This is a genomic window from Microcoleus sp. BM001215392 (assembly GCF_036700185.1).
Lineage (GTDB): Bacteria > Cyanobacteriota > Cyanobacteriia > Cyanobacteriales > Microcoleaceae > Microcoleus.
In genome coordinates, this window is record NZ_JAUBOJ010000061.1 from 1 (window position 1) to 24,232 (window position 24,232).

23 protein-coding genes and 1 pseudogene are annotated in these 24,232 nt (G+C 45.8%); 18 read left to right on the top strand and 6 right to left on the bottom strand.

Annotated elements, in window-relative coordinates:
• Positions 1–5,087 (top strand): beta strand repeat-containing protein (locus tag QT974_RS09710; RefSeq protein ID WP_333468296.1); only part of this gene is annotated, 5,087 nt, incomplete at its 5' end.
• A 258-nt stretch (positions 5,088–5,345) separates the two neighbouring features.
• Here the strand turns inward: QT974_RS09710 and QT974_RS09715 are convergent.
• Positions 5,346–5,921 carry a TIGR04376 family protein gene (locus tag QT974_RS09715; RefSeq protein ID WP_333468297.1) on the bottom strand — a complete coding sequence of 192 codons (576 nt, stop codon included), beginning with the start codon at positions 5,919–5,921 and terminating at the stop codon, positions 5,346–5,348.
• Positions 5,922–6,224: 303 nt separating this feature from the next.
• Entirely contained in the window at positions 6,225–7,460 is a 1,236-nt protein-coding gene (locus QT974_RS09720; protein WP_333468298.1) for a hypothetical protein, read from the bottom strand.
• A 768-nt stretch (positions 7,461–8,228) separates the two neighbouring features.
• Between QT974_RS09720 and QT974_RS09725 the strand changes: the two genes are divergently transcribed.
• From QT974_RS09725 to QT974_RS09745, 5 genes are all read left to right on the top strand, one after another.
• Entirely contained in the window at positions 8,229–8,414 is a 186-nt protein-coding gene (locus tag QT974_RS09725; protein ID WP_333468299.1) for a hypothetical protein, read from the top strand.
• A 70-nt stretch (positions 8,415–8,484) separates the two neighbouring features.
• Complete coding sequence (locus QT974_RS09730) at positions 8,485–8,622, top strand: hypothetical protein (RefSeq protein ID WP_333468300.1); 138 nt, start codon at positions 8,485–8,487, stop codon at positions 8,620–8,622.
• 467 nt (positions 8,623–9,089) lie between these two features.
• Positions 9,090–11,093, top strand: coding sequence for an MASE1 domain-containing protein (locus QT974_RS09735; protein ID WP_333468301.1), 2,004 nt, complete (start codon positions 9,090–9,092; stop codon positions 11,091–11,093).
• A 321-nt stretch (positions 11,094–11,414) separates the two neighbouring features.
• Positions 11,415–12,869, top strand: coding sequence for an AAA family ATPase (locus QT974_RS09740; protein ID WP_333468302.1), 1,455 nt, complete (start codon positions 11,415–11,417; stop codon positions 12,867–12,869).
• Positions 12,823–13,431 carry an RloB family protein gene (locus QT974_RS09745; RefSeq protein ID WP_333468303.1) on the top strand — a complete coding sequence of 203 codons (609 nt, stop codon included), beginning with the start codon at positions 12,823–12,825 and terminating at the stop codon, positions 13,429–13,431. The genes QT974_RS09740 and QT974_RS09745 overlap by 47 nt, the downstream gene beginning before the upstream one ends.
• A gap of 79 nt (positions 13,432–13,510) precedes the next feature.
• On the opposite strand, the gene QT974_RS09750 is transcribed toward QT974_RS09745, so the two are convergent.
• Entirely contained in the window at positions 13,511–15,433 is a 1,923-nt protein-coding gene (locus tag QT974_RS09750; RefSeq protein WP_333468304.1) for an ABC-F family ATP-binding cassette domain-containing protein, read from the bottom strand.
• 194 nt (positions 15,434–15,627) lie between these two features.
• Here QT974_RS09750 and QT974_RS09755 point away from each other — a divergent pair, with 194 nt between their 5' ends.
• The 3 genes from QT974_RS09755 to QT974_RS09765 all read left to right on the top strand — a co-directional run bounded on the left by QT974_RS09755 (position 15,628) and on the right by QT974_RS09765 (position 17,135).
• On the top strand, positions 15,628–15,870 hold the full coding sequence (locus tag QT974_RS09755; protein WP_333468305.1) for a DUF433 domain-containing protein: 243 nt from the start codon (positions 15,628–15,630) through the stop codon (positions 15,868–15,870).
• Positions 15,854–16,228, top strand: coding sequence for a DUF5615 family PIN-like protein (locus QT974_RS09760; protein WP_333468306.1), 375 nt, complete (start codon positions 15,854–15,856; stop codon positions 16,226–16,228). The genes QT974_RS09755 and QT974_RS09760 overlap by 17 nt, the downstream gene beginning before the upstream one ends.
• 196 nt (positions 16,229–16,424) lie before the next feature.
• The gene (locus QT974_RS09765) at positions 16,425–17,135 is read left to right on the top strand and encodes a hypothetical protein (RefSeq protein ID WP_333468307.1); all 711 of its coding nucleotides are present in this window, start codon (positions 16,425–16,427) and stop codon (positions 17,133–17,135) included.
• A 274-nt stretch (positions 17,136–17,409) separates the two neighbouring features.
• Here QT974_RS09765 and QT974_RS09770 read toward each other — a convergent pair whose 3' ends face one another.
• A complete protein-coding gene (locus QT974_RS09770; RefSeq protein ID WP_333468308.1) occupies positions 17,410–17,739 on the bottom strand; it encodes a helix-turn-helix domain-containing protein in 330 nt (109 codons plus the stop codon).
• Entirely contained in the window at positions 17,729–18,121 is a 393-nt protein-coding gene (locus QT974_RS09775) for a type II toxin-antitoxin system RelE/ParE family toxin (RefSeq protein ID WP_333468309.1), read from the bottom strand. The genes QT974_RS09770 and QT974_RS09775 overlap by 11 nt, the downstream gene beginning before the upstream one ends.
• Positions 18,122–18,311: 190 nt before the next feature.
• Here QT974_RS09775 and QT974_RS09780 point away from each other — a divergent pair, with 190 nt between their 5' ends.
• The 4 genes and pseudogenes from QT974_RS09780 (at position 18,312) to QT974_RS09795 (ending at position 20,891) form a co-directional block, all read left to right on the top strand.
• Positions 18,312–18,584 carry a hypothetical protein gene (locus QT974_RS09780; protein WP_333468310.1) on the top strand — a complete coding sequence of 91 codons (273 nt, stop codon included), beginning with the start codon at positions 18,312–18,314 and terminating at the stop codon, positions 18,582–18,584.
• Positions 18,585–18,597: 13 nt separating this feature from the next.
• A pseudogene (locus tag QT974_RS09785) lies at positions 18,598–18,798 on the top strand (type II toxin-antitoxin system RelE family toxin); the annotation flags it as partial.
• Positions 18,799–19,863: 1,065 nt separating this feature from the next.
• Positions 19,864–20,580 (top strand): glycosyltransferase, encoded by a 717-nt coding sequence (locus QT974_RS09790; protein WP_333468311.1) that lies wholly within the window; start codon positions 19,864–19,866, stop codon positions 20,578–20,580.
• Positions 20,581–20,711: 131 nt separating this feature from the next.
• Positions 20,712–20,891 (top strand): hypothetical protein, encoded by a 180-nt coding sequence (locus QT974_RS09795; RefSeq protein ID WP_333468312.1) that lies wholly within the window; start codon positions 20,712–20,714, stop codon positions 20,889–20,891.
• A 9-nt stretch (positions 20,892–20,900) separates the two neighbouring features.
• Here the strand turns inward: QT974_RS09795 and QT974_RS09800 are convergent, their stop codons facing one another.
• Positions 20,901–21,038, bottom strand: a complete 138-nt coding sequence (locus QT974_RS09800; protein WP_333468313.1) for a hypothetical protein — start codon at positions 21,036–21,038, stop codon at positions 20,901–20,903.
• Positions 21,039–21,282: 244 nt separating this feature from the next.
• On the opposite strand from QT974_RS09800, the gene QT974_RS09805 reads away from it, so the two are divergent.
• The 5 genes from QT974_RS09805 to QT974_RS09825 form a co-directional block, all read left to right on the top strand.
• The gene (locus tag QT974_RS09805; protein WP_333468314.1) at positions 21,283–21,618 is read left to right on the top strand and encodes an NADH-quinone oxidoreductase subunit K; all 336 of its coding nucleotides are present in this window, start codon (positions 21,283–21,285) and stop codon (positions 21,616–21,618) included.
• Between the two features lie 8 nt (positions 21,619–21,626).
• Positions 21,627–23,069 carry a cation:proton antiporter gene (locus QT974_RS09810; protein ID WP_333468315.1) on the top strand — a complete coding sequence of 481 codons (1,443 nt, stop codon included), beginning with the start codon at positions 21,627–21,629 and terminating at the stop codon, positions 23,067–23,069.
• A 161-nt stretch (positions 23,070–23,230) separates the two neighbouring features.
• On the top strand, positions 23,231–23,614 hold the full coding sequence (locus QT974_RS09815; protein ID WP_333468316.1) for a Na+/H+ antiporter subunit E: 384 nt from the start codon (positions 23,231–23,233) through the stop codon (positions 23,612–23,614).
• Entirely contained in the window at positions 23,611–23,862 is a 252-nt protein-coding gene (locus QT974_RS09820; protein WP_293143050.1) for a hypothetical protein, read from the top strand. The genes QT974_RS09815 and QT974_RS09820 overlap by 4 nt, the downstream gene beginning before the upstream one ends.
• 232 nt (positions 23,863–24,094) lie before the next feature.
• The coding region (locus QT974_RS09825; RefSeq protein ID WP_333468317.1) for an RRXRR domain-containing protein at positions 24,095–24,232 on the top strand (138 nt) is incomplete at its 3' end.

The following is a 24,232-nucleotide window of genomic DNA, read 5'->3' on the forward strand; positions in this document are numbered from 1 at the left end:
CGATTGCTCAAGCTAATGCCACTGCCGCACCGCCGCACAATATTAACTTTGCCATACCCGGTGCAGGCGTTCAGACGATCGCGCCATTGACTTCTTTACCAATAATTACCCAGGCCGTAACCATCAACGGCACCTCTCAGCCAGGATTCGCCGGCACCCCGCTGATCCAACTCGATGGAACCAATGCGGGGGCTACAACCAACGGCATACTCATCACTGGCAGTGGCAGCACCATTCGGGGACTAGCAATCAATCGCTTTCGAGGTTCTGGAATCTTCATTTTAGGTAACGCCGCCACAGGCAACTCCGTAGTCGGCAACTCGATCGGCACCGATCCCAACGGTACAGCCGACTTGGGCAACGGTGGCAGTGGCGTAGTAGTTGACAATGCACCGGGCAATACGATCGGCGGTAGTGCTGCGGGCGATCGCAATATAATTTCTGGCAACGATGCTTTCGGCGTGTTAATCAATGCCGCCGGCGCCACAGGCAACCGAGTCCTGGGCAACATCATCGGCACCAACGCTGCCGGTACTGCTGCGTTGCCCAATACCTTGACAGGCGTGCAGATATCGGCGGGCTCTAATAACATTGTTGGCGGAATTACTGCTGGCGATCGCAATATAATTTCTGGCAATGGTAGCGCTGGCGTGTTTGTCGATGGTGCCACAGCCACAGGCAACACTGTGCTCGGCAACTTCATCGGCACCGACATCAACGGCACAGCCAAGGTGAGCAACGTCGGTTTTGGCGTGGCGATACAGAATGCTCCGAACAACACGATTGGTGGCAATACCGCTCTTGCGCGCAACATCATTTCCGGCAATAATGCTTTCGGCGTACTGATTCAAAACACCCCTGCTACCAGCAACACTGCTACAGGCAATCGAGTCTTAGGCAACTTCATCGGTACTGATGTCAGCGGCACCCTCAAGTTGAGCAACACCTTGACTGGCGTCCTCATACAGGATGCTGCCAGCAACACGATCGGCGGAACTACTGCGGGCGATCGAAACATCATTTCCGGCAATGACGGTTTCGGCGTGCAAATTCTCAACGCCAATGCCACTCTCAACTCTGTACTCGGCAACTACATCGGTACCAACGCCCTAGGCACTGCTGCCTTGCCAAACATTATTGGCGTAGCTGTCAACAATGCACCCAGCAACTCGATCGGCGGTAGTGCCCCGGGCGCTGGCAACATTATTTCGGGCAACAGCAGTCCCAGTGCCGGTTTGGGGGTGCAGATTACAGGCATCTCTGCAACGGGCAACACTTTGCGCGGCAACTCGATCGGCGTCGCAGCCAACGGTACTAGCCCCTTAGGCAATAGCTCCCTAGGAGTACAGATTACCGCTGGTGCAAGCAACAATGCGATCGGCACTGCGGTAGCAGGTGAAGGAAATATCATCGCCAACAATGGCAATATCGGCGTATCTGTTGCCTCCGGTACCGGCAACCGCATTCAAAACAACTCGATCTTTGCCAACCTCGGCATCGGCATCGACCTCGGTGAAAACGGCCCCACTGCCAACGATCCTCTCGACGCCGACACCGGCGCCAACAACCTGCAAAACAAGCCCGATATAACCACTGCCACCGCCAGCGCCGGCAGCGTCACCGTCGCCGGAACTTACAACAGCACGCCCAGTACCAACTTCACCCTGCAATTTTTCGCCAACAACCCCCCCGGCACTCAAGGTCAAACCTTCATCGCTTCGATCGCGGTAACTACTGACGCCGCCGGCAACGCTGCTTTCAATCAAACTTTCCCAGCAGCAGTCACCGCAGGGCAGTTAATCACCGCCACAGCCACGGATGCCGCCGGCAACACCTCGGAATTTTCCGCACAAACTGTTCCCGTCGTAACGCTGAGTACCATCACCGGGATTAAATTTAACGACATTGACGGCAACGGCACGCAAGCAGCCGGAGAACCAGGTGTCCCGGGAGTGACGATTTTCCTCGACGCCAATAACAACAACATCCTCGATGCGGGTGAAACTTCCGTTACTACCGGTACTGCTCCTAGTGGCAGCTTTACTTTCGGCAACTTGCCCGCAGGTACTTACAGCGTTCGAGAAGTTGTACCGCCTGGAAGTCGGCCAACTACTCTCAACCCGGTTGCAGTAACACTCGCAGCAGGTCAAACTACTCCTGCTACAGTTAATTTTGGCAACCAAGCGATACCCCCCGCTCTCAGCAGCATCACCGGGATTAAATTTAACGACATTGACGGCAACGGCAGTCAAACAGCCGGAGAACCAGGTGTCCCGGGAGTGACGATTTTCCTCGACACTAACAACGACGGCATCCTTGATGCTGGCGAAACTTCCGTCATCACGGGTACTTCTCCCGATGGCAGTTTCACTTTCCCTAACTTGTCCCCAGGCACTTACAGCGTTCGGGAAATTGTACCCCCTGGAACTCGCTCAACTACTGGCGGCCAAGTTACAGCCATCCTGGCAGCGGGTGTAACTGCTCCGGCTATAGTCAATTTTGGCAACCAATCGATACCGACTCCCGTTGTAGTGCCCAGAACAATCACCGGGATTAAATTCAACGACATTGACGGCAACGGCAGTCAAACAGCCGGAGAACTTGGTGTCCCCGGAGTGACGATTTTCCTCGACACCAACAACGACGGCATCCTCGGCGTTGGCGAAACTTCCGTCATCACGGGTACTTCTCCCAATGGCAGTTTCACTTTTCCTAACTTGCCCGCAGGCACTTACAATGTTCGGGAAGTTGTACCACCTGGAAGTCGATCGACTACTGGTAACCCGGTTACAGCCGTGCTGGCAGCAGGTGTAACTACTCCGGCTTTAGTCAATTTTGGCAACCAAGCGATACCCGCCGTACTCGGTAACATCGGCGGAATTAAATTCAACGACTTGGACGGCAATGGCACTCAAGCAAACGGAGAACTTGGTGTCGCCGGAGTGACGATTTTCCTCGACACCAACAACGACGGTATTCTCGGCGCCGGTGAAATTTCGGTTACCACAGGTACTTCTCCCAGTGGCCTTTTCAATTTTCCCAACTTGCCCGCAGGTACTTACAATGTTCGGGAAGTTGTGCCAACTGACAGTCGCCCAACAACTCCTAACCCGGCTACAGTCACGCTGGCAGCAGGTCAAACTACTCCGGCTACAGTCAATTTTGGCAACCAAGCGATACCTTTTCCGACTCCGACTCCGACTCCGACTCCGACTCCGACTCCGACTCCGACTCCCGCTCCGACTCCGACTCCCGCTCCAACTCCCGCTCCAACTCCTGTTACTACTCCTACACCCGTCCAGCAAAGCAGCATCAGCGGCATCAAATTCAACGACGGCAACGGCAACGGTACTCAGGATGCGGGGGAAACTGGTCTTTCGGGATTGCTAGTTTTCCTCGACGGTAACGGGAACAACTCTTTAGATTCGGGCGAAATTACTGTTACCACTGACAATTCTGGCAATTACAGCTTCAACAACCTCAATGCTGGCACTTATAACGTGCGCGAAGTGCAGCGGGCTGGTTTTACGCAAACTACTACTAATCCGGCGCCGATTAATCTCGGCAGTGGCGAAAGTCGCAGTGGAATTAACTTCGGCAATTTCCAAAATATTAGTATCTCCGGCAGCAAGTTTAATGACCTCAATAATAATGGGGTTTTGGATGCTCAAGAACCGCTATTGCCGAACTGGCAAGTGTTTCTTGATGCTAACGGCGACGACAGTTTAGGTGCTGGAGAAGTTAATACTTCTACTGATAGTTTAGGTGGCTACAGTTTCGGTAATTTAGGGCCGGGAACTTATCGAGTTCGGGAAGTAAATCAACCGGGTTGGACGCGAACTACTGCCAATCCTGCTGATATTGTGGCTGTCAGTGGCGGCAGTAATACCAGCAATATTAACTTTGGGAATTTCTTAGGCCAAATTCAACCAACACCAACACCAACACCACCAACGCCAACGCCAGCAGGTGAAGATGCTGACTGCATTTGTGCGCAAATTGTTTTGCCGAGTCTTGGCAGTATTCGCGGCCCAAATTCTGTCACGAATACCCGCAACGGTACTAACGGCAATGACATTATTCTCGGCAGCAATAACGCTGACGAAATCAACGGTTTTGACGGCAACGATTTGTTGGCAGGGTTGCGGGGAAATGATAATATTTATGGGGGACTTAACAGCAATTTCCCGGTTGGCCCAAATACAGACAGGGACACGCTGTTTGGCAATGAGGGTGATGATTACCTCAACGGGGTGGCTGGAAATGATTTGATCTTTGCGGGCGAGAACAATGATGTTGTTTACGGCGGCAAAGATAATGACCTAATTTTTGGCGACAAGGATAGCGATACTTTAATTGGCGATCAGGGTAATGATACCCTGTATGGGGGTACTCTCAATCCTTTAGACCTCGATGCTACAGGTCGCGATTTGCTATTTGGCGCCACAGGCGATGATTACCTCAACGGAGAGGAACTCGAAGACTCTCTTTCTGGGGGTGATGGAAACGATACCGTGCGCGGCGGGAAGGGCGACGATGTGGTTGTGGGAGATGCGGGCAACGATTTGCTGTTTGGCGATCGAGGTAATGATAGTCTATGCGGAGGCGATGGGGATGATACCATGTACGGGGATATTGGCAGCCGTCTTCCCATCGGTTCTAGTGGCGGTAAAGACCAAATGTGCGGCGGTTCGGGTAACGATCTGCTGTTTGGCAATGAAGGTCAAGATACTGTTAACGGCGATGCTGGGAACGATAGTATTTACGGCGGTAAGGATGAGGACAGTTTGCTCGGCGGTGCTGGGGACGATTGGTTGTTTGGAGATGAGGGGAATGATACTTTGATTGGAGGTACCGGGAACGATCGATTTATCTTAGGTCTTGACCTCGGTAGCGACACTATTTTAGACTTTCAAGATGGTCTAGATTCGATCGGCTTAATCGGCGGTCTGAATTTCTCGCAACTGAGCATTGTCGCGGAGAATAGTTCTACTTCGATCCGAGTTACCAGTTCCGGTCAACTTCTGGCGACTCTGGGCAATGTGCCAACAAGCCTGATTAGTGCTACGGATTTTGCGATACTGTAGTGCGATCGCGCTTCATGAACTAAGCTAGAATATTGTAGGGACGATCGATCGTCCCTACAATCGGATAATTGTATTTAATCTCAAGTCTGAGACATCGGAATAATAAATTTCTCTCCTCTTCCTCTGTGTTCTCTGCGTTCTCTGCGTTCTCTGTGGTTAAATAATTCCGTAGTTACCGCTAGGTAATATGAGAAATATTTCCACAGAACACCCAAGTTGCGGGTGAGTCCCGCCTAGGGAATTGACCGGCTTTCGTAACTATGGGTTAATATTGCGCTTCATGCGATCGAGCTCTTCGTCTGCTTCCCAGTGTTGAAACTTTTGTTCGAGAGGGTCTGCTGGATTAAAACTGCTATAATTAGAAGTCTGATTCCAACCCTTGGTATCCCAATTCTGCTCTTTTTTAGTAGTAGCGCGAGTTGCAGCTTCGGCTGCTGAAGCTCGGACTTCTTTTCGTCGCACCTGAATTTGGCGGTACAGTTCTTTTGCTTTTTCAATCCGTTCTTTGCAGCCTTGCATTTGTCCCCAACGCTGATTTCCCTGACGCAGCAAAGCGGCTTGTCGCTCTTGGGCTGCTTGAGCTAAATCTAGCCGATTCGCGGCTTTGGCTTTGTTTGCTCGATCGTTCCAGCGCTGAATTTCTTGGGCGGCGGAGAGAATTTCGGCTTGCAGTGTTTTCTCTTGTTTCTGAATGTCGAGAATCAGCCGCAGCGTGTCTTCTTCTTGTTCTTTGAGTTGTTCTTCTATTGCCTGCAATTCCAGATGGGGATTGCTGCGCAAAAATTCTTCTAATTTTGTTTCTAACAATTTACTGAAATCGTCAAATAAGCCCATTTCTTATAATTCCTATATTATTGGTTATTAGTTATTAGTTATTGGTTATTGGTTATTGGTTATGAGTTATTGGTTATGAGTTATTGGTTATTGGTTATGAGTTAATTGACCCTTCGACTATGCGAGCGGGTACTGCAACTATCAACCATCAACTGACAACTGTCAACTGCCCACTCACCCTTCGACTATGCGAGCGGGTACTGCAACTATCAACCATCAATTGACAACTGTCAACTGCCCACTCACCCTTCGACTACGCGAGCGGGTACTGCAACAGTCAACAGTCAACAGTCAACTAACTAATTAGAACTTTTGTCCGACAAAAACCGATCGCACATCTCCACCCTTGCGGATGACAGCTTCTTGATTTTTGATTTCTGCCAAAGTCCAACCGCTAGCGCCGATGCTTTCGCCGACATAAATTCTGCGGGCTACACCGTCTACTTCAAACAAAGCAGCCGATCGATTGCCCAACTCCAAAATTCCCACCAGCGTGTGCGCGGAAATTGAGGCGGTACCGGCAGCCGGTGCCGGTGGTGGCTGGGGCGCGGGCGCAGATTGCCCGGCTGCGGGCGCTGGTGCTGGCTCGGTTTCGCGAGCCAAAATCTTCGGCTGGGGAGACTCCGAGCCGGAGGCGGAAGCGGCGAGGGGAGTGCGACTGCCGGCGGCGGCGATCGCTCTACCCGAAGTTGGGCCCGTCGGCGATGGGGAAACCGAGGCTGTTTGAGGAGCAGCCTGATTTACTGTTACCTGAGCCGGAGCTGCGGGAGCCTGAGCCACTGTCACCTGAGCCGGAGGCGGGATGACTACGACTTGCGGTGCTGGTGCTCCGGGTGCCGCGGCGGCTTGTTCTAGGGCATTAGCAATCCGGTTGACTGCTGTGGAAAGACCTGCGGTTGCTGGTGGCGCGCCGGAAATTGCAATGCTCGGCAGTGTCCCCGGGGCGGCGGCTCCGGGAACTCCAGCAAGTTGCGAGTTGGGTTGGGGTGCTTTTTTTTGTTCGATCGCCGCGATCGAGCGCTGCACGTATTCGACAAACTGGGTGTCTGGTTGGTTTTTCCCCGTTGCAGCAGGAGAAGGCGAAACTCCGGCTGCGGGCAAGCGCACCAGTCCCGACCTACTTGCCAGCCACAATCCCAAAACTAACAGCAGCGATCCACAGGCTGCTCCGAGCAATATTTTGTCGAATGATTGTTTGGACTGTTGTTTTTTGGTTGTTTCTAGGGCGACTTGGCGGGCGATCGCTGCTACCTCTTTTTCGCCGCTTCGCGGAGGCTCTGGCGCCAACTGCGACAAAACTATTTGAGGTACCGAGACCGACTTGAGCGACACAAATTCTGGCGCCACGGGTTCCGATTGCCCAGAGCCACTGCCGTCGAATGCTCGATCGACTCCTTCAAACAATTCGTCCATCAACCGATCGGCGTAGGACTCTACTGCCACTGCTTCGGCTGGCACGGTTTCGACTGTCGCCCTCACGGCGATCGGCTCTGACGATGATTCCAAAGACATCTGTTTGGCGATTACTTTTTGAGGCATAGTTTTATGTTACTCCCGCTCCCCGACCACCCTGAGGTTCTCAACTTCAGACTTTACAGGATACTTCTAATATTTACCAATTCTTTGCTTTTAACAGGTCAATTGTATCTCACCCACCACCATATTTTTAGTCCGGGGCGAACTTATACTGTTTTGGCTGCTAGCTTTAAGATTTGAAATTGGCAAATGACATACTGCATCAGGGTTTAACGCGCCAGCTTGCGGTTGCATTTTTTTCTTTGGGGGTTGAAGCGCCCGATCGACTTTTGTTTCGCGGGTTTTAGCTTTTTCGCTTTTCTTTTCTACTCTTAGTCTTGCGGACTCTGACTTCTTTACCGCATTTTACCGCTTTTGTCAACCCTGCCGCGCCCGAGGGTGCAGAGCTTTTGACACAAAACTTTACTTTTAGTCGATCGCCAAAAACCCGATCTGTCTCGCCTTTTGCCGTTGATTTCCAGATTCGATCGGTGTTTGAGACTTTTAGCTTGCTTAAAATTCTTGGCTTTTTTGTTTAAGAGTAATAAAAGGCTCCAGATTATATATTTTTTACAGTACCATATCTTCATCATATTTTAGTAATATATTTTCAAATCCAGCAAAATCGTCAGTTTAATCAGAATAATTCTCATTAAGTTTTTTGATATTTCTTAACAACACGATTCGTAACATAAAAATAAAAAAAATGTCTGGATATATAAATAATTTTTATTTATATAATTTGACGGCGATCGAACTTCGTCCCAAAATAGTAGCAAACTCTAAATTTACGTGATTCAGCGCAGCAATAAAAATATTTTTCTGTCAACAGGCTGCGGGTGCTGTGCGCGGGCGGCCTTTAACGGGCGATCGTCTGGCGCGCGATCGATAAATCAACTCGCCACCAACAAGCGCCTGAGGTCGGCCGATTTCGAGCCAACCAGCAGCGCAATTCTCTGCTGTGTGTTTGATGTCTAAAAATAATGGTTTCTGTTGTTAAGTTTACAGTTAAGTTTCAACTCAGCACTCGACTAAAGTTAACTGTTGAATGCTTAACCGCCCAGCGCTGCGAGTCACGCCAGATTGCTTGATCTGGCGGAAAATTGTGCGCTGGCTGCGCCGGAATCTCAAAGCTATTTTCGGTGATATATTAATGTATCGATCGCGCATCTCTCCTTACCGTTAGCTTAATTGACTCGCAAGAGCAAGCACAAGTATTCGCACTCCAGCTATCCCTCTTCACAAATCGAGTATTTGTTACATCTATTAAAGAGGATTATGGCTGAATCTGTTATCAACCGGTAGGGAATCGCACTGCGACAACACCAACAATGCGTCACAAATTGAAACACTTTGCACGCTGCTCTAACCTACCCATTTTTCACCAAATGCCCGGGAATCGAGTAAGGTGTAGTTGAGACTTTTCGATCCAACAGAATACCAAGCATGACACTGATTAATCTACTGCGAACTGTTTTGCAACTGTCTGCGATCGCTCAAATCAAATTTGTCCGAATCATCACCCATATACGTAAGTATATTGTACCTAACAAACTTTTGATAAAAATATCGCTTTCCGAATTCAATTGAGTTGTATCTGAGATAATAGCCAAGCCAAAATTTGCCGAATTTTTATATTATTTCTTTGGAATCATGAAACTATATCCGAGAAAATACTTAGCTCGTCAAACGCACAAATTAAATTTGCACAGCAGATTAAAGTGGTTGGCAATTGTCAGTGCGATCGCTATAATTTACTACGGTGCCGCCAAACTAGGAATAGCATTAGCCCTGCCAATTCCACCCGGCATAACAGCCGTTTGGTTCCCTTCCGCGATCGCTTGGAGTGCCATGCTTTGGGGAGGATTAAACATTTCTCCCGTGATTTGGCTGACTGATATTATAGCTGCAATTCCCGGCTACTCTGAAGGCACTGACAATCTCTATATATCGATACTCGTCTGCTCGATTTGCTCCTTGGGAGCCCCTGGAGAGGCGGGATTAGGAAGTAGACTGATCCGGCGCTTCATCCCGAATTCTGCACCTTTTGCTTCAGCTAACTCCGTACTAAAATTTGTGCTAATTGTTGCTATATGCACCGGATTAAATAGCACAATGGGAGTCACAACTATCTGCTTGGGCGGAGTTTCCCAATGGAAAAATTACGTATTTCTTTGGTTGACTTGGTGGACGGGAAATGCAATTAGTGTTATAGTATTTCTACCAGCACTGCTGGTTTGGCAGCGATTGCCCAGAATGCTTTGGTCACGCCAGAAATGGCTGGAAGGACTGCTGCTTTTGAGCTTGTTGATTGGGACGGGAAAACTGGCTTTTTGGGATAACTATCCCGTACAATATATGATGTTGCCTTGCCTGTGGTGGGCGGCATTTCGGTTTGGACAGCACGGTGCAACTTTTGCGATTGTCTTAGTATCGAGTTTGGCACTGTGGGGTACAGTGAATGGCACCAGTTCTTTCCTGCGGCCCTCCTTGAACGAGTCATTAATATTGTTGCAAACTTTTATGGGAGTCGTCGCAGTTTCAACGCTGCTTTTGTCTGCGATTTTAGTGGAGCGAGAACAAGCAGAAATCGGGCTGAAAGTGGCAAATGAAACGCTGGAAATGCGAGTTGAAGAACGAACTCTGATTTTGACAGAAACTAATGAAATACTCCAAGTAGAAATTTTCGACCGCCAGCAAGCTGAAATTGCGCTGCGACAATCGGAAGTTGAGAATACTCAGCTAATTACTTCTCTGCAACAGCAAAAAATGACTTTGGAACGAACGCTGCAAGATTTGAAAAATGCTCAAGCGCAACTGATCCAAACTGAAAAAATGTCGAGTCTGGGACAACTCGTGGCTGGAGTCGCTCACGAAATCAACAATCCCGTCAGCTTTATTTACGGTAACATCAATCACGCAACAGAACACTCTCAAGCGCTTTTCAAGTTAATCGAACTGTACCGACAGGAATATAACGATACCAATCCCCAGATTCAACAGTTAACAGAGGAAATTGAGCTGGATTTTATCATAGAAGACTTGCCTAAATTGCTGATTTCGATGAAAATGGGTGCTGAGCGCATCCGAGAGATTGTGCTGACGCTGCGCAACTTTTCGCGTCTCGATCAGTCTGATATGAAGGCTGTGAATATTCATGAAGGAATTGACAGCACTTTGATCATTTTGCAAAGCCGGCTCAAGTTTAAAAAAGATCGCCCGCAGATTGCGATCGTGAAGCAGTACGCCAACTTACCGGCGGTGGAATGCTACGCAGGCCAGCTCAATCAGGTGTTGATGAATATCCTGAACAATGCCATTGATGCTTTGATAGCTCAAGCTAGCGGGAATCAGGGTTTTATGCCGACGATCGCGATCGCCACTGAAATTATCGACTCCCAATGGGTTAAGATTGCGATTAAGGATAATGGCACTGGCATATCTCCATCAGTCCAAGAACGCATCTTCGACCCGTTTTTTACCACAAAACCCGTCGGACAAGGCACGGGGCTAGGATTGTCGATTAGCTATCAGATTGTTACTGAAAAACATCGCGGACGTTTGAAATGCGTTTCGGAAGTTGGACAGGGGACAGAATTTGTGATTGAATTGCCGGTGCAGCAAAAAGTTATGGCCGCGCAATTAGAATGCTTGTAGTTGTGCGAACGAGCATTTAGCCGATCGCCCTGAGTTTAGCAAATAAGCGCGATCGCACTTTGCGTCCTATCTCAGATTACACCCAAGATAGCCCGCTGGAATCGGGCGTGAGGAAGTGACCCGCAGGCGATCGACTCACAAGTCAAAACAAACTCTTCCATTTTTTTGAGTTTGAGTGTATACCAATCATCCCTCAGCTATAAATTTGTTACACAAAACAACGATTTAGGAGTAAAAATCTCCCTAACTCGGATTTTGTGGCACTATTGAGTAAATTGTTATAGTAACCATCATCAAACCCCCTAAGTCAGTGAAATAGCTATGTTAGTCCAAGTAACCATAGAGAACTTCCTGTCCTTCAGGGAAGAAACAACGTTCAGTATGGTAGCTGTTAGCAGTGACCAACATCATGCGGATCATCTGGCTGTAGATACAGCAGGTAAGGGACAGTCACTTTTGCCTATCTCTGCTATTTATGGCGCCAATGCAGCAGGCAAATCTAACCTGATTAAGGCAATTGATTTCGCCAAGGATTTGATCGTAGAAGGAACCCGTAGTAGTCAGGCTATTCTAGTTACTCCATTTAAATTAGGTAATAACAGTAAAAAACCTAGCAAGTTTGAATTTATTTTTACTCATCACGGGAATCTTTATTCCTATGGATTTAAGTTAAATGCTACCCAAATAATTGAAGAATGGCTTTACATAACCCCCGCCGGCAAAAAACGGGAAGTACCTTTTTTTGAACGGCTCACTTCTGAAAACAAAGAAACTAAAGTAGAGTATGGATCTGCCCTTAAAGGTCGGAGCAAAAAACAAGAACAGTTTCTCGACTTTATTGCACAGGGAACACGTCCCAATCAACTTTTCTTAACAGAAGCTGTAGATCGCAATGTTCAGACTGTCAAGCCTGTTGTGGATTGGTTCAAAGATGTCCTAGTTATTATCACAGCAGAATCTCACTATGAAGCTCTAGAATTTACTATCTTAAATAACGAACAATTTACTAAGTTTATAAGTAGCTTTTTAAAATTTGCAGGCACTGGTATTGATTCTATAGGAAAAGAAGAAGTTGACTTGGACTTTGAGCGCCATTTTCCAGGTATGCCAGATAGTATCAAGAATAAAATAATTCAAAAATTTGCTGATGCTAATGAAAATTCTATTGCAATGCTTGAAAATCTCACAGGTCAACGATATTTCCTCAAATATGGAGTAGAAGGTAAGCTAACCCTCATTCAACTCAGGACTCAACACCGTCATGAGAACGGTCATCTTGTAGACTTTTCAATGGAAGAAGAATCCGAAGGTACGCAGCGTTTAATCAACCTAATCCCTGCACTATTTGCTTTACAAGAAAATCCTGAAATAGTTATATTACTGGATGAGTTAGACCGCCGCCTTCATCCTCTTTTATCACGAAAATTTATAGAAGTAGCCTTGAATTGTAGACAAAAGAATAGTCAGAGTCAACTAATATTTACAACTCATGATACGAACCTTCTAGACTTAGATATCATGCGGAGAGACGAAATCTGGTTTGTTGAAAAAAATGAGCAAGGTGCATCACATATTTGTTCGCTAGCAGAGTTTAAAATTAGACCAGATGTTCAAATCGAAAAAGGCTATTTAAATGGTAGATTTGGAGCGATTCCATTCTTTGGAGATATCCGTAGTTTAGGATGGCTGGATTGTGAAACAGAGTCATCTGACAAACATGATAGCAAACATGAAAAAACGCAATCGAACCAAGCTCCTAGATCGTCAGTACAATAATCGAGATGCCACACTTTTTGTTATTGCTACAGAGGGTAGGGAAACTGAAAAGCAATATTTCTCGATGTTTCGTGACTCTCGTATCAAAATAGAAATATTGCCAACGGGCGAAGATAATAAGTCTGCCCCTCAATATGTTTTGGAGCGATTAGATGAATTTGCACAAAAATATAATATGACTCCAGAGGATACTTTATGGCTAATATTTGATGTGGATCGATGGGGAGTAAAAAATATCAGTGCAATCTGCCGTGAAGCCAAACAGAAAAATTATCAACTAGGTATTAGTAATCCTTGTTTTGAGGCTTGGTTATATTTACATTTTGATGACTTAGATCCTAATGATACAAACTGCAAAGATGTTGAAGCAAGGTTGCGAAATAAGTTGGGGTGCTATAATAAGAGCAATCTTGATTTAGATTCGTTTAAGGACTATATTGAGGATGCTGTTCAAGGTGCCAATAATTTACATCCCCACCATCAACAGCACTGGCCACCGACGCCCGGTTCCCACGTTTATCGAGTTATTCAGATGCTTCTCAAGGCATCGAAAAAACAGTAAAAATTAGTTAGTTTTGGCGGATCGTAACTTATTAAAGTTACGATCCGCCAAAATCTCCCATCTCAAATTTAAAATGGTCTTACCCGACTCGTTCCGCTAACTCCAACCACCGCTCAGTCGCAGTATCAATTTCGCGAGTCAATTTAGCCAAACGATCCGATAACTTCTTCACCTCCGCAAACCCGCTCGGAGCATTGTTGGACAAAATCTTCTCAACTTCTTGTTTTTCAGCTTCCAGCTTCGGAATTTGAGTCTCTAACTGCTGGTATTCCCGCTGATCGTTGAACGAAACTTTGGTGGATTTTGCAGTAGAAGCTTTGGCTTTTGAATTGTTAGATTCAGGGGTGCGTGCCAGCTTTTCTTTGTCTTTTTGTGCTTTAAGTTCCTTGGCTTCTTCGGCTTTCTTGTAGTCTAAATACACCGAATAATTACCGGGATACAAGCGCAAATTGCCGCCCGGTTCCAAGGCGAAAACCATGTCGATCGTCCGATCGAGAAAATAGCGATCGTGCGATACTACAATTACGCAGCCGTTAAAGTCTTCGAGATAATCCTCCAAAACCGCCAGAGTCTGCACGTCCAGGTCGTTTGTGGGTTCGTCGAGAATCAGCACGTTGGGCGCACTCATCAGCACTTTCAGCAGAAATAACCTGCGCTTTTCGCCGCCGGAAAGCTTGTTAATGGGTGCATACTGTTGGTTGGGCGGAAACAGAAATTTTTCCAACATTTGAGAAGCAGTAATGATTTCGCCATCCGCTGTTTGCACCAATTCCGCCACACTTTTGAGATATTCTATTACCCGCTGGTCTTCATTCGGTGTCAAATCTTCTGAATGTTGGTCGAAATAACCGATGTGAATGGTTGTGCCAATTTCCACAGTACCGGAATCCGGCTGAATGCGTCCGGTAATGATATCCATCAGCGTCGATTTGCCGGCGCCGTTGCAGCCAATAATCCCAATTCGGTCTTCGGGAGTGAAATTGTAGGTAAAATCTTTGATTAAAGTGCGATCGCCATAGGCTTTACGAATATTCAGCAATTCAATGACTTTCTTGCCGATTCGGCGGCCGGCTGTGGCAATTTCGACTTTACCATTGGCTGTTTTAAACTCCTCTGCGCGCATATCCTTAATGCGATCGATCCGAGCTTTTTGCTTCGTACTTCTAGCTTTCGGCCCTTTCTTGAGCCATTCCAACTCGCGCCGCAATACTCCGGAAAATTTCCGCTGAGTGCTGGCGGCGGATTCTTCGGCTAGGGCTTTTTTCTCCAAGTAATAAGCGTAATTGCCAGCATAATTGTATAGGTCGGCGCGATCGATCTCCAGAATGCGATTGGTAACGCGATCGAGAAAATAGCGATCGTGCGTAATCAGCAGCAGTGCACCGCGATAGCCGTTCAAATAGTTCTGCAACCACTCCACAGACAGCGCATCCAAGTGGTTTGTCGGTTCATCCATCAACAACACGTCAGGTTCCGACAACAGCGCCGTTGCTAAAGCAATGCGCTTGCGGTAGCCGCCGGACAAGTCGCCAATTTTGGCATGAAAATCCTCAATCCCCAGCTTGGTCAAAATCAATTTAGCCTTAGTTTCCAAGTCCCACGCATCCACCTCATCAATGCGTTCAGACACGCTAGACAAACGCGCCATCAACTTGTCGGTATCGCCTTTACCGTGGGACAACTGATCGGAAATTTCCTCGTATTCCCGCACCAAAGCCATTTGTTCGCCGCTGTCGGCAAATACTTGCTCTAAAACCGTGTGATTTTCGTCTAAATCCGGCTGTTGCGGGAGATAGACAATTGTAGAGCCTGGATTCACCCAGCGATCGCCAGAGTCGATCGACTCCAAGCCCGCAATCATCTTCAGCAGCGTTGATTTGCCGGAACCGTTGGTGCCGATGAGTCCGACTTTATCGCCTTCATCGAGGCTGAAGCTGGCATTACTCAAGAGTTCCTTGATGCCGAAGTCTTTTTTGATCGATCGCAGAGTAAAAATAGTCATGAGTATATAAAATTATCTATCTAACTTTTGACATCTATCCGCGACTTGCGGTATTTTTAGATTATATCATGTCTTGTACCGCACTTGATTTTGATTTGCGGTTTCACCCAAGGCAAGCGAGAATTTATCAGTCTAAGTTTCCGAACTGGCAAGATGAGATATAAAATAATAAGTAAGAGTTGAGATTAGGAGCAATGAAAATAGATCGCATCACAAGCAATCCAAAGCGGATGAATGGGCAACCATGTATTCGCGATATTCGGCTGACTGTTCGTCGGGTAATCGAGCTGCTCGCAACTTATCCCGATCGAGCAGAACTACATCAAGAGTTTCCAGAATTAGAGGATGAAGATATCCGACAAGCTCTAATTTTTGTATCCTCTTATCTTGACGATCGAATCATTGAGCTACCAAATCATTATGAAGCTGTTGCTTGACCAGGGATTACCACTTTCTGCGGCAGCATTATTTCGTAATGCAAGTATCGACACCATCCATGTTGGTGAAATTGGTATGTCTCAAGCCGAAGATACCGAAATCATCCAGAAAGCCAGACAAGAGGAACGTGTGGTTGTTACCCTCGATGCAGATTTTCATACATTACTAGCACTTGATGAAGCAGTTTCTCCCTCAGTTATTCGCGTTCGGATTGAAAGGTTACGCGCCCAAGCATTAATGGATTTACTGCTGATGGTAATTGCTCAGTGCGAGGAGGATCTAGAACAAGGATCTGCCATTTCGATCGAGCCAAGCCGTATTCGGATTCGCCGTCTGCCACTCATACCGGATGTCTAAAAAATAGTCATCAGTATATCAAGTCATTTACCTAGCTTTAGTGTAGCATGAGATCGCGTGTATTAAGTGCATTATTTACGCTCGTATTGCGTCTTGTATCACCTCTTCGATATAATTTTAATATACAGCTAAATTTTTAGCGATCGTTATTGTCGGTTTTCTATTCTCGCTCAATTAGCATCTCAGGTTTGCACTGATGGATTTAGATGAAAGAAAGCTAGCAGTTAGGAAGTTTTACGAGCGGTTTTGCGAAGAAAATTTTCGAGTGACTTCTTTATACGAAACAGTAGTCCATAATAAATGCCAGGAGGTTTGCCCGATATATCAACAAATTGCCAGTCTTAAATTGTTAGCAAAGTCTGTTTTTTCAGGTTTCGATTGTGTAGAGATTCAGAGAATACAGCAGAAAATACCTCAAACTGTTACTGATGCTTTCGACCGTCACTTCTGGTATTCCCAGTGGGCTCTTAGTGAATTATATCTGGTAAAAATTCCGATTGCTGAACAAGACACATTTTTTTTATTCGTTGTAGGGCTTTGTGATGATGGTTGGGAAAATAATGCTATGTTTATCGAAATCTTTGCCGAACAAGGCGAGTTTATCGGCGCAACAGATTTGTACTGCGATCGAGCAGTGCAATGGAGGGAAAAACAATTCACCAATCAGGACTATAGAGACAATAGAGGCGAGCCTCCTCCTCCTTGGTCTGGAGATATTCCTAACGATGTGTCTTGCGACGAACCTTTATCGTCAGCAGAAATCCTCGCAGAGAATCTGTCTTGCTTGTCCTTCGAGACTGTGTACTACCATGAACCTTTATGGTCAGAAGAAATGCTCTGGCTATCTGCTATAAAAATTGAGAATGAAGGGGCTGTTATTCGTTATGTTCTTCCCGACAAAACTTAAGGTATTTAATTTCCTGTTCGGATTGCATTAAACCTATTCATTTACACCAAGTCATGGAAAAAGCAGGCTAAATCAAAGTATTTGGAGTTATTAATTTACCAGAAATCCATGTAAACCTTCAAACCTGTAAAACCAAACTCGCTCAATTGCCTCTGCAAGCCGTCGGCGTCTGGCCCGTCAATTGCCGAAATTGTGTGCTGCGAATGACTGTGGCTGTTGAACCCGCACCAATACGGCAACATCCGCAATCGATCGCAAACAGGCTGTATTACGCTTAGATAGCAATCACTCTTGTCTTAGCCTGAGAATCAGATTCAGGTTTGGCAATTACCCGAATCTCCACATCACTACCCAGGGCGTTTAAGAACCGGAACAGGCGATCGATTGAAAAATCAGATAGTTTGCCGCGCAGCAAATCAGTGATTTTAGGGCGATCGATTCCCAGGCATTTTGCTGCTTCAATCTGGGTCAATTTTCGCATTGTAATTAGTTCACTAATTTGGCGAACAAGTTCAGCTTTAATCAATAATTCTGAAGAATTTGGCAGCCCTAGATCCGCAAAAATATTGCCACTACTCGATCGGACTTTAATTTCATCGCTCATTTTTGTCATCCTTTAGAGATTGTTTGTAGTATTCTTCATAATGCTGTTTGGCTCGTTTGAGTCGCGCTTCAATCAGTTCAATATCTTGTTTAGGAGTGGCAATTCCCTGCTTAGATTTCTTCTGAAAGATGTGCAAGACATACACAGCCCCCTCAAATCTGACTGTGTAAACCGATCGGTAAGTGTCCCCGTCAAAATTCTCAACAACTTCGAGAACTCCAGAACCTTTGAACCCTTTGAGTGGCTTCGCGTCTGGGTGCTTTTCACCACATTGCGCTTGATACAGGGCATACCCTATGACTTGCTGAACTTCTTCAGGAAAGTCTTTTAAGTCATCGAGGGAACTGGCAATCCATTCAACAGGCTTTAGGGGTGGATTCATAATTATAATATAGTGTTTTTGACATTAATTGTCAAATTAATTAAAGCACGATAGACTATGTGTGCAAACGGTAATTTTATGAATGTTGAGATTGATGAGTAAACTTGGGTTAGATTGCGATCGCAACTGGAGATTGACAAACAAAAAACCTATGCGGTAAAATGAGGAAAAAAGCACGGATAATTCCAAAATGAACGATCGCTCCTCAGCAGATTTGATATCTGTGACAGAGTTACACCGCCAGCTTAACGACTTACTCCAGCAACTATCGCCAGAACGATTACAGGTGCTTGCTGATTTTGCAGCTTATTTAGCCAATGCTGAAAGCGAAGCTGCAACTCAAGAACTTTTGGCAATTTCTGGATTGCTAGAGCGAGTCAAGCAAAATCAAGCAACCCCTAAAACTGATTATACAAACTGGAGAAGTCTTCGATCTGATGTAGGAAGATCGCCTCCATCCTGATGCTCAAAAGGTTTATGTCAATATTGCCCGATGTTTGGAGCAGTTAGAACAAACTCCCCGATCGCACCCTAATATTAAAGCCCTCAAAGGAGATTATGCAGGGTACTATCGCTACCGAATTGGGGACTACAGAGTCATTTACTCGATCGACGATGAAATAGTGCTGGTATTTGTTGTGGCGATCGCTCATCGCAGTCAAGTCTATGAATCGTGAGGGCTAGTTGGTAAGCCCAGCAGCAAGAGCGATTCCAATCCTCCTAGTAACGTTAAATAACAACTCTTACAAATTTACTATAATTCAGATACCAACCTTTGTTGGAGTATTTTTATATGTCCCTGCAAGAAATTTAAAAAAAAGCCAGCAAACTTTCAGTCAGCGAGATCCTTGGGTTACTAAGTGCGATCGTTCAATCGCTGCAAAGTACACCGGAAATCGAGGCTGAAATAGGCATTACTCAAGAGTTCCTGGATACCTAAGTCTTTTTCGATCGATCGCAGAGTAAAAACAGTCATCACTATAGTAAGAGCATTTACCTAACCTAGTTTAGGGCTGACTTTCCTACTCCAGCACAAACCAGATTATTCACCCTTTTGACACTGCAATTTTTACCGCGGCTGCGGAATTTTAATTGCCTAATTAATTCAGCGGGCTGCGGACTCGGCTGCTGCTGCGACGGCGACTCGCCACCGCCATCGCCAGCGTAACTTTACCTACAAAAATATTAAATTTTATTAAGTAATCTTTTTGGTTGCGCCTTTAAAAACTATCTTTTATAGAGCGATCGGCGATCGCCTCCCACGCTCTCTCCCGCCACCACAACCGATATATATAAAGTTTATATAAAGTCTAGCTGGTGGCAGTTGCGGTAAAAATATTTTTTAGCTACAGTGGTTAAAAAAGATAGCCTCTCATACACAAATATTAAAATATTTAGGAGAAAAAGCTGTGACGGTAAATGTTCTCTCTCTGCCATACCCTGTAACATTTGTGATTCGGTATCCTGAACGTTGGCCAGAGCTATTCGACCCCTCTGCAACAATACCAGATCCGAATTCCTTACATACGCGCATTCAAACCAACGAAGATTGTTGGATTATTCTGACCTATTTGCATCTGAAGCGAAAAAATCTCGACGTATCGATATCCAATAAATTTATCCCCGGGAAAATTTGTGTTGTTAGTTGCCTGGATTTTGGAATTAGCGATCTAACTTTTAACTCTTTTATTATAGGCTGTCGCAGTGATGGGCCCCAACCAGCCATTTGCAATTTCACAGTTGTGCAAAATAAAATTTGTATCAATTCAAAAACAGATATATTCATACCTCACTGGCCGCAACCAGGTATTATACCGAGGCTGAAAGAACGAGGAAACAGACTGGAAAATATTGTTTTTAAAGGTGGAGAAATTAATCTGTATGAATCGTTTCGTTCTCCTGAATTTAAACTAGAACTCGAAAAAATTGGTGTCAAATTCAGAATTAATGGCAGACCTGAAACCGGGCCTATTGTGTGGAACGACTACAGCACCGACGATTTAGTTTTAGCTGTGCGCGATCTCACAGAAAAAGATGCCTTAGTCAAACCAGCTAGTAAACTGGTTAATGCTTGGATAGCAGGAGTACCAGCTTTGCTCGGGCCTGAAGCAGCCTTCCAAGAACAGAGACAATCAGAGCTAGATTATATCGAAGTGACAACACCTCAACAAATATTTGAGGCAGTTAAACTGCTGAAGTCACAACCCCAATTGTATGAAAAAATGGTAGCGAACGGGCTTCGTCGCGCTGAAGATTTCACCACCGAAAAAATGATCGATCGCTGGTATCAACTGCTTGCAGGCCCTGTAGCCGATGGCTACAAGCATTGGCTGCAAAGAACCCAAGTCAGCCGCATAGCAGAGTTTTCTCTCAAGAGCATCCAGCATAAAATGTTGGCTAAAAAAGCGCTTTACAACCGCCTGCACGGCTATCGTCCGATTTCAGGTACCAATACCTAATTCTATTACTAAATGGCGGGTACAGTTACTCAGTTTCTGTACCCTTAAACCCAAGCATGAAGTCCGCGTTTTTATCTAGTGAAAATTGACCCAAGGGTGACACTTTTGCCGGCGATTTGAGGGTATCTGCCATGCAGTCTGGGGTGGGGCGCGATCGCCCTCGAAAGACTCAGCTACTGTTACAGGATAACAGGTGCGCGATCGATTGGTGTAGAAAGGGCGATCGCTCTTGCTCTGAGTGTCATACCCATAAATTGCCGCAACTGATGGCTCAAATGACTGCGGTTGTTGAATTCGCGCAGGGCACTTAGGACGCAATCTCACGCCCTAAGTGCGCGAATCTCTCCACATTTACCACTGACAGCAATAGCATCTGAGCTACTTTCTCTACCGTTAGTTAAACTCATTTCCAAAATTTGCCCCGCATCCCGTTGAGTTCCTACGGGCGCGATCGACATTTATTATACTCGCATTTCGCTGCATCAAAGTGCGATCGGCGCGATCGCCCCAGTTACACTCTGTACTCCCATTTAACACCAGCACCCAAAAGTAACATAACTTTACGATAGCTTTCCAACCCTGCTCCCATTAGTTGCCGAGTCAATCTCAAATCTCAAATCCCAAATCTAAAATCGATCTCGTTTTTTAATAGCGCCCAAGTAATGTATCATTATCACCAAACCTTAAGCAACAAAAATTTCCGTGTTAGAAGCCTTCGTATTTGGGACAGTATTGTGCGGGTTTTTTGGTATCATCCTTAAAAAGAACCTGGTGATGAAGATCGTCTCTATGGACGTAATGAGCACCGGTGTAATTGCCTATTATGTCGTGGTTGCATCCCTCAATGGTTTGTTTACGCCAATTATGGGAGATGTCAAAGATAGAGCTTTCGCCGATCCAGTCCCCCAAGGGATCATCTTAACTGCGATCGTCATCGGATTTTCAATTCAAGCCCTGATGCTGGTGGGTGTGATGAAGCTAGCACGGGATAATCCCACATTGGAAACCAGCGAGATCGAAAAAAATAACACGCCGTAAACCCATCCATGAATATTATTACGATCGCTTGGCTGACCATACCATTTTTTATCGGGTTCGTCATTTATCTACTTCCCAAACTTGACAAATATCTCGCCTTAGCAGTCACCTTTGTTTCAGCAGGCTACGCGCTACAACTATTTCTCGAAAAATCGCCCCTCAAACTGAACTTACTAGATAATTTCGGCGTTCAAGTAGTCGCCGATCGGTTAGGCGCCTACTTTATCTTGACCAATGCCATAGTAACTGCTGCCGTGATTTTCTACTGTTGGCACAGTAGTAAATCAGCCTTCTTTTACTCCCAGATGATTATTCTGCACGGCAGTATAGATGCTACTTTTATCTGTGTAGATTTTGTCAGTTTATATGTAGCCCTAGAAGTCAGCGGAATTGCAGCTTTTCTATTAATTGCCTATCCTCGCACCGATCGCTCTTTATGGGTAGCCTTGCGCTATCTATTTGTCAGCAACACCGCCATGCTATTTTACCTAGTGGGCGCGGTGCTAGTCTATCAAAAACATAATTCCTTTCTTTTTGACGGTTTAAAAGGTGCGCCACCAGAAGCTTTAGCCCTGATTTTTCTGGGATTATTGCTCAAAGGCGGGATTTTTGTATCGGGATTCTGGCTGCCGCTAACTCACTCAGAATCAGACACCCCAGTTTCAGCATTACTCTCAGGAATAGTCATCAAAGCTAGTATCTTACCTTTGTTGCGCTGTGCTTTAGTTTCCGATGACATTGATACTATCGTCAGGATTTTTGGCGTGGCGACAGCTTTAATGGGAGTGTCCTATGCCGTCTTTGAAAAAGATACCAAACGGATGCTGGCTTTTCACACAATTTCCCAGTTAGGCTTTATTCTAGCAGCACCGGCAGTCGGCGGATTTTATGCCCTAGCTCACGGTTTAGTTAAATCAAGTCTCTTCTTACTCGCCGGTTCCTTACCAAGCCGCAGCCTCAAGGAACTGCAATCTAAGCCGATCGATCCTACTCTTTGGATTGCCCTAGTTATCGCCAGTCTCTCTATTTCCGGGTTTCCCTTGTTAGCAGGATTTGGTGCCAAAGTATTGACGGTAAAAAATCTCTTACCTTGGCAAGTAATCCCCATGAATATAGCCGCCGTAGGTACAGCGATATCCTTCGCCAAATTCATCTTTATCCCGCGCGGCGAAAAACAGGAAGCCAAGCCTGGTTTGTGGCCAGCCGTTATCCTCTTAATTGGCGGGCTAATTATCGCCAATCTGGTGTACTTAGATGCTTATACCATTGAAAGCATCATCAAAGCAATTGGCACGATCGCGATCGGGTGGCTGATTTATGTTTTAATTATTAAACGGTTAGCGATCGCTCTGCCGCGTGCAGCCGAGCAATTCGATCATCTGGTTGGTGTGATGACTTTAACTTTGATCGGACTTTTTTGGATGGCATTCGCGACAGGAACCCACATTTAAACAATCGAAATTGCGATCGCTAACAGTAAGAATATGCAAGAAACCTCTGGCAAAAGTAGAAAGTATCTTGTAATTATCTGCGTTTATCTCCGTTAATCTGCCTGACATCTGCGGTAGTTGCACATCAAAGATTCATGCAAGAAGTCTAAGAAGGAAAAAAGATGATTGGAAGTTTCATATTGCGATTGACAATTTGGTTTTTGCTTACCGCCGATTTCACCGTACCGAATATCATCATTGGTGTGCTGATCGCATTTCTCCTACCCCGCGGCAATACACCCCCGGAAAGGATTAAGGAATGGCTGAGTATGCTCAAAAAAATCATGATTGCGATTCCGGTAGCATACATTGAAGCCTGGGAAATTATCCTTCGTCCCCATAACGGAGAAGACATGATTTTGGAACGGGCAAAAATGAAACGATCGCCGATCATGATATTTTTGGATGTATTCCTAATCACGTTTACGCCCAAAACAATTGTGGTGAGACAGAACCAAGAAGGCTGTTACGAAGTTCACCGGGTTTTCCCGATTAAAAAACCATGAATTTGCTCTTAATTGCGATGATTGCAGCCATGCTCATCCCCATGTACGAGGCATTGACGGATGATGATATTTGGCAGAAAATGTTAGCCTTGGGCAGTATTTCCACCAAGGCAGGAATTATGACTTTGTTCATCTCTGTCTTGCGCGACGATTGGATGATTGGGGCTGTAGGGGCGATTATCCTGACTGTGGGAAATGCGGGATTAATGCTGTTAGCACACATAATAAAACGAATGGATGATTTGTAAGCAACCCCGGTCTAAAGACACGGGGCTTCAGCAAATAAGCTGCAAGCCGTGCTTACCAGCCTAAGTCCTAGACTACGTTTTGAGAGTCACGACACCCTGTGGATGCGTAGCTAGTCCCTCGCTCTGTCATCTGCAATTAAACAGTCTTAAGGTCACTGAGACAGTGTTGCAGGTCTAACAAGCTCTCAAAACATTGGCGAAGCTAACGTTACTGAAAAGGAGAGACACAACAATGTCTAAACAACCTAATTACGCTTTTGTTCTGGATACCAATCGCAAGTCCTTGACACCTTGCAAGCCAACGGTTGCTCGTAAGTTATTGAACGCTGGCAAGGCTAAAGTTTTCAGGTTGTATCCGTTTACAATTATT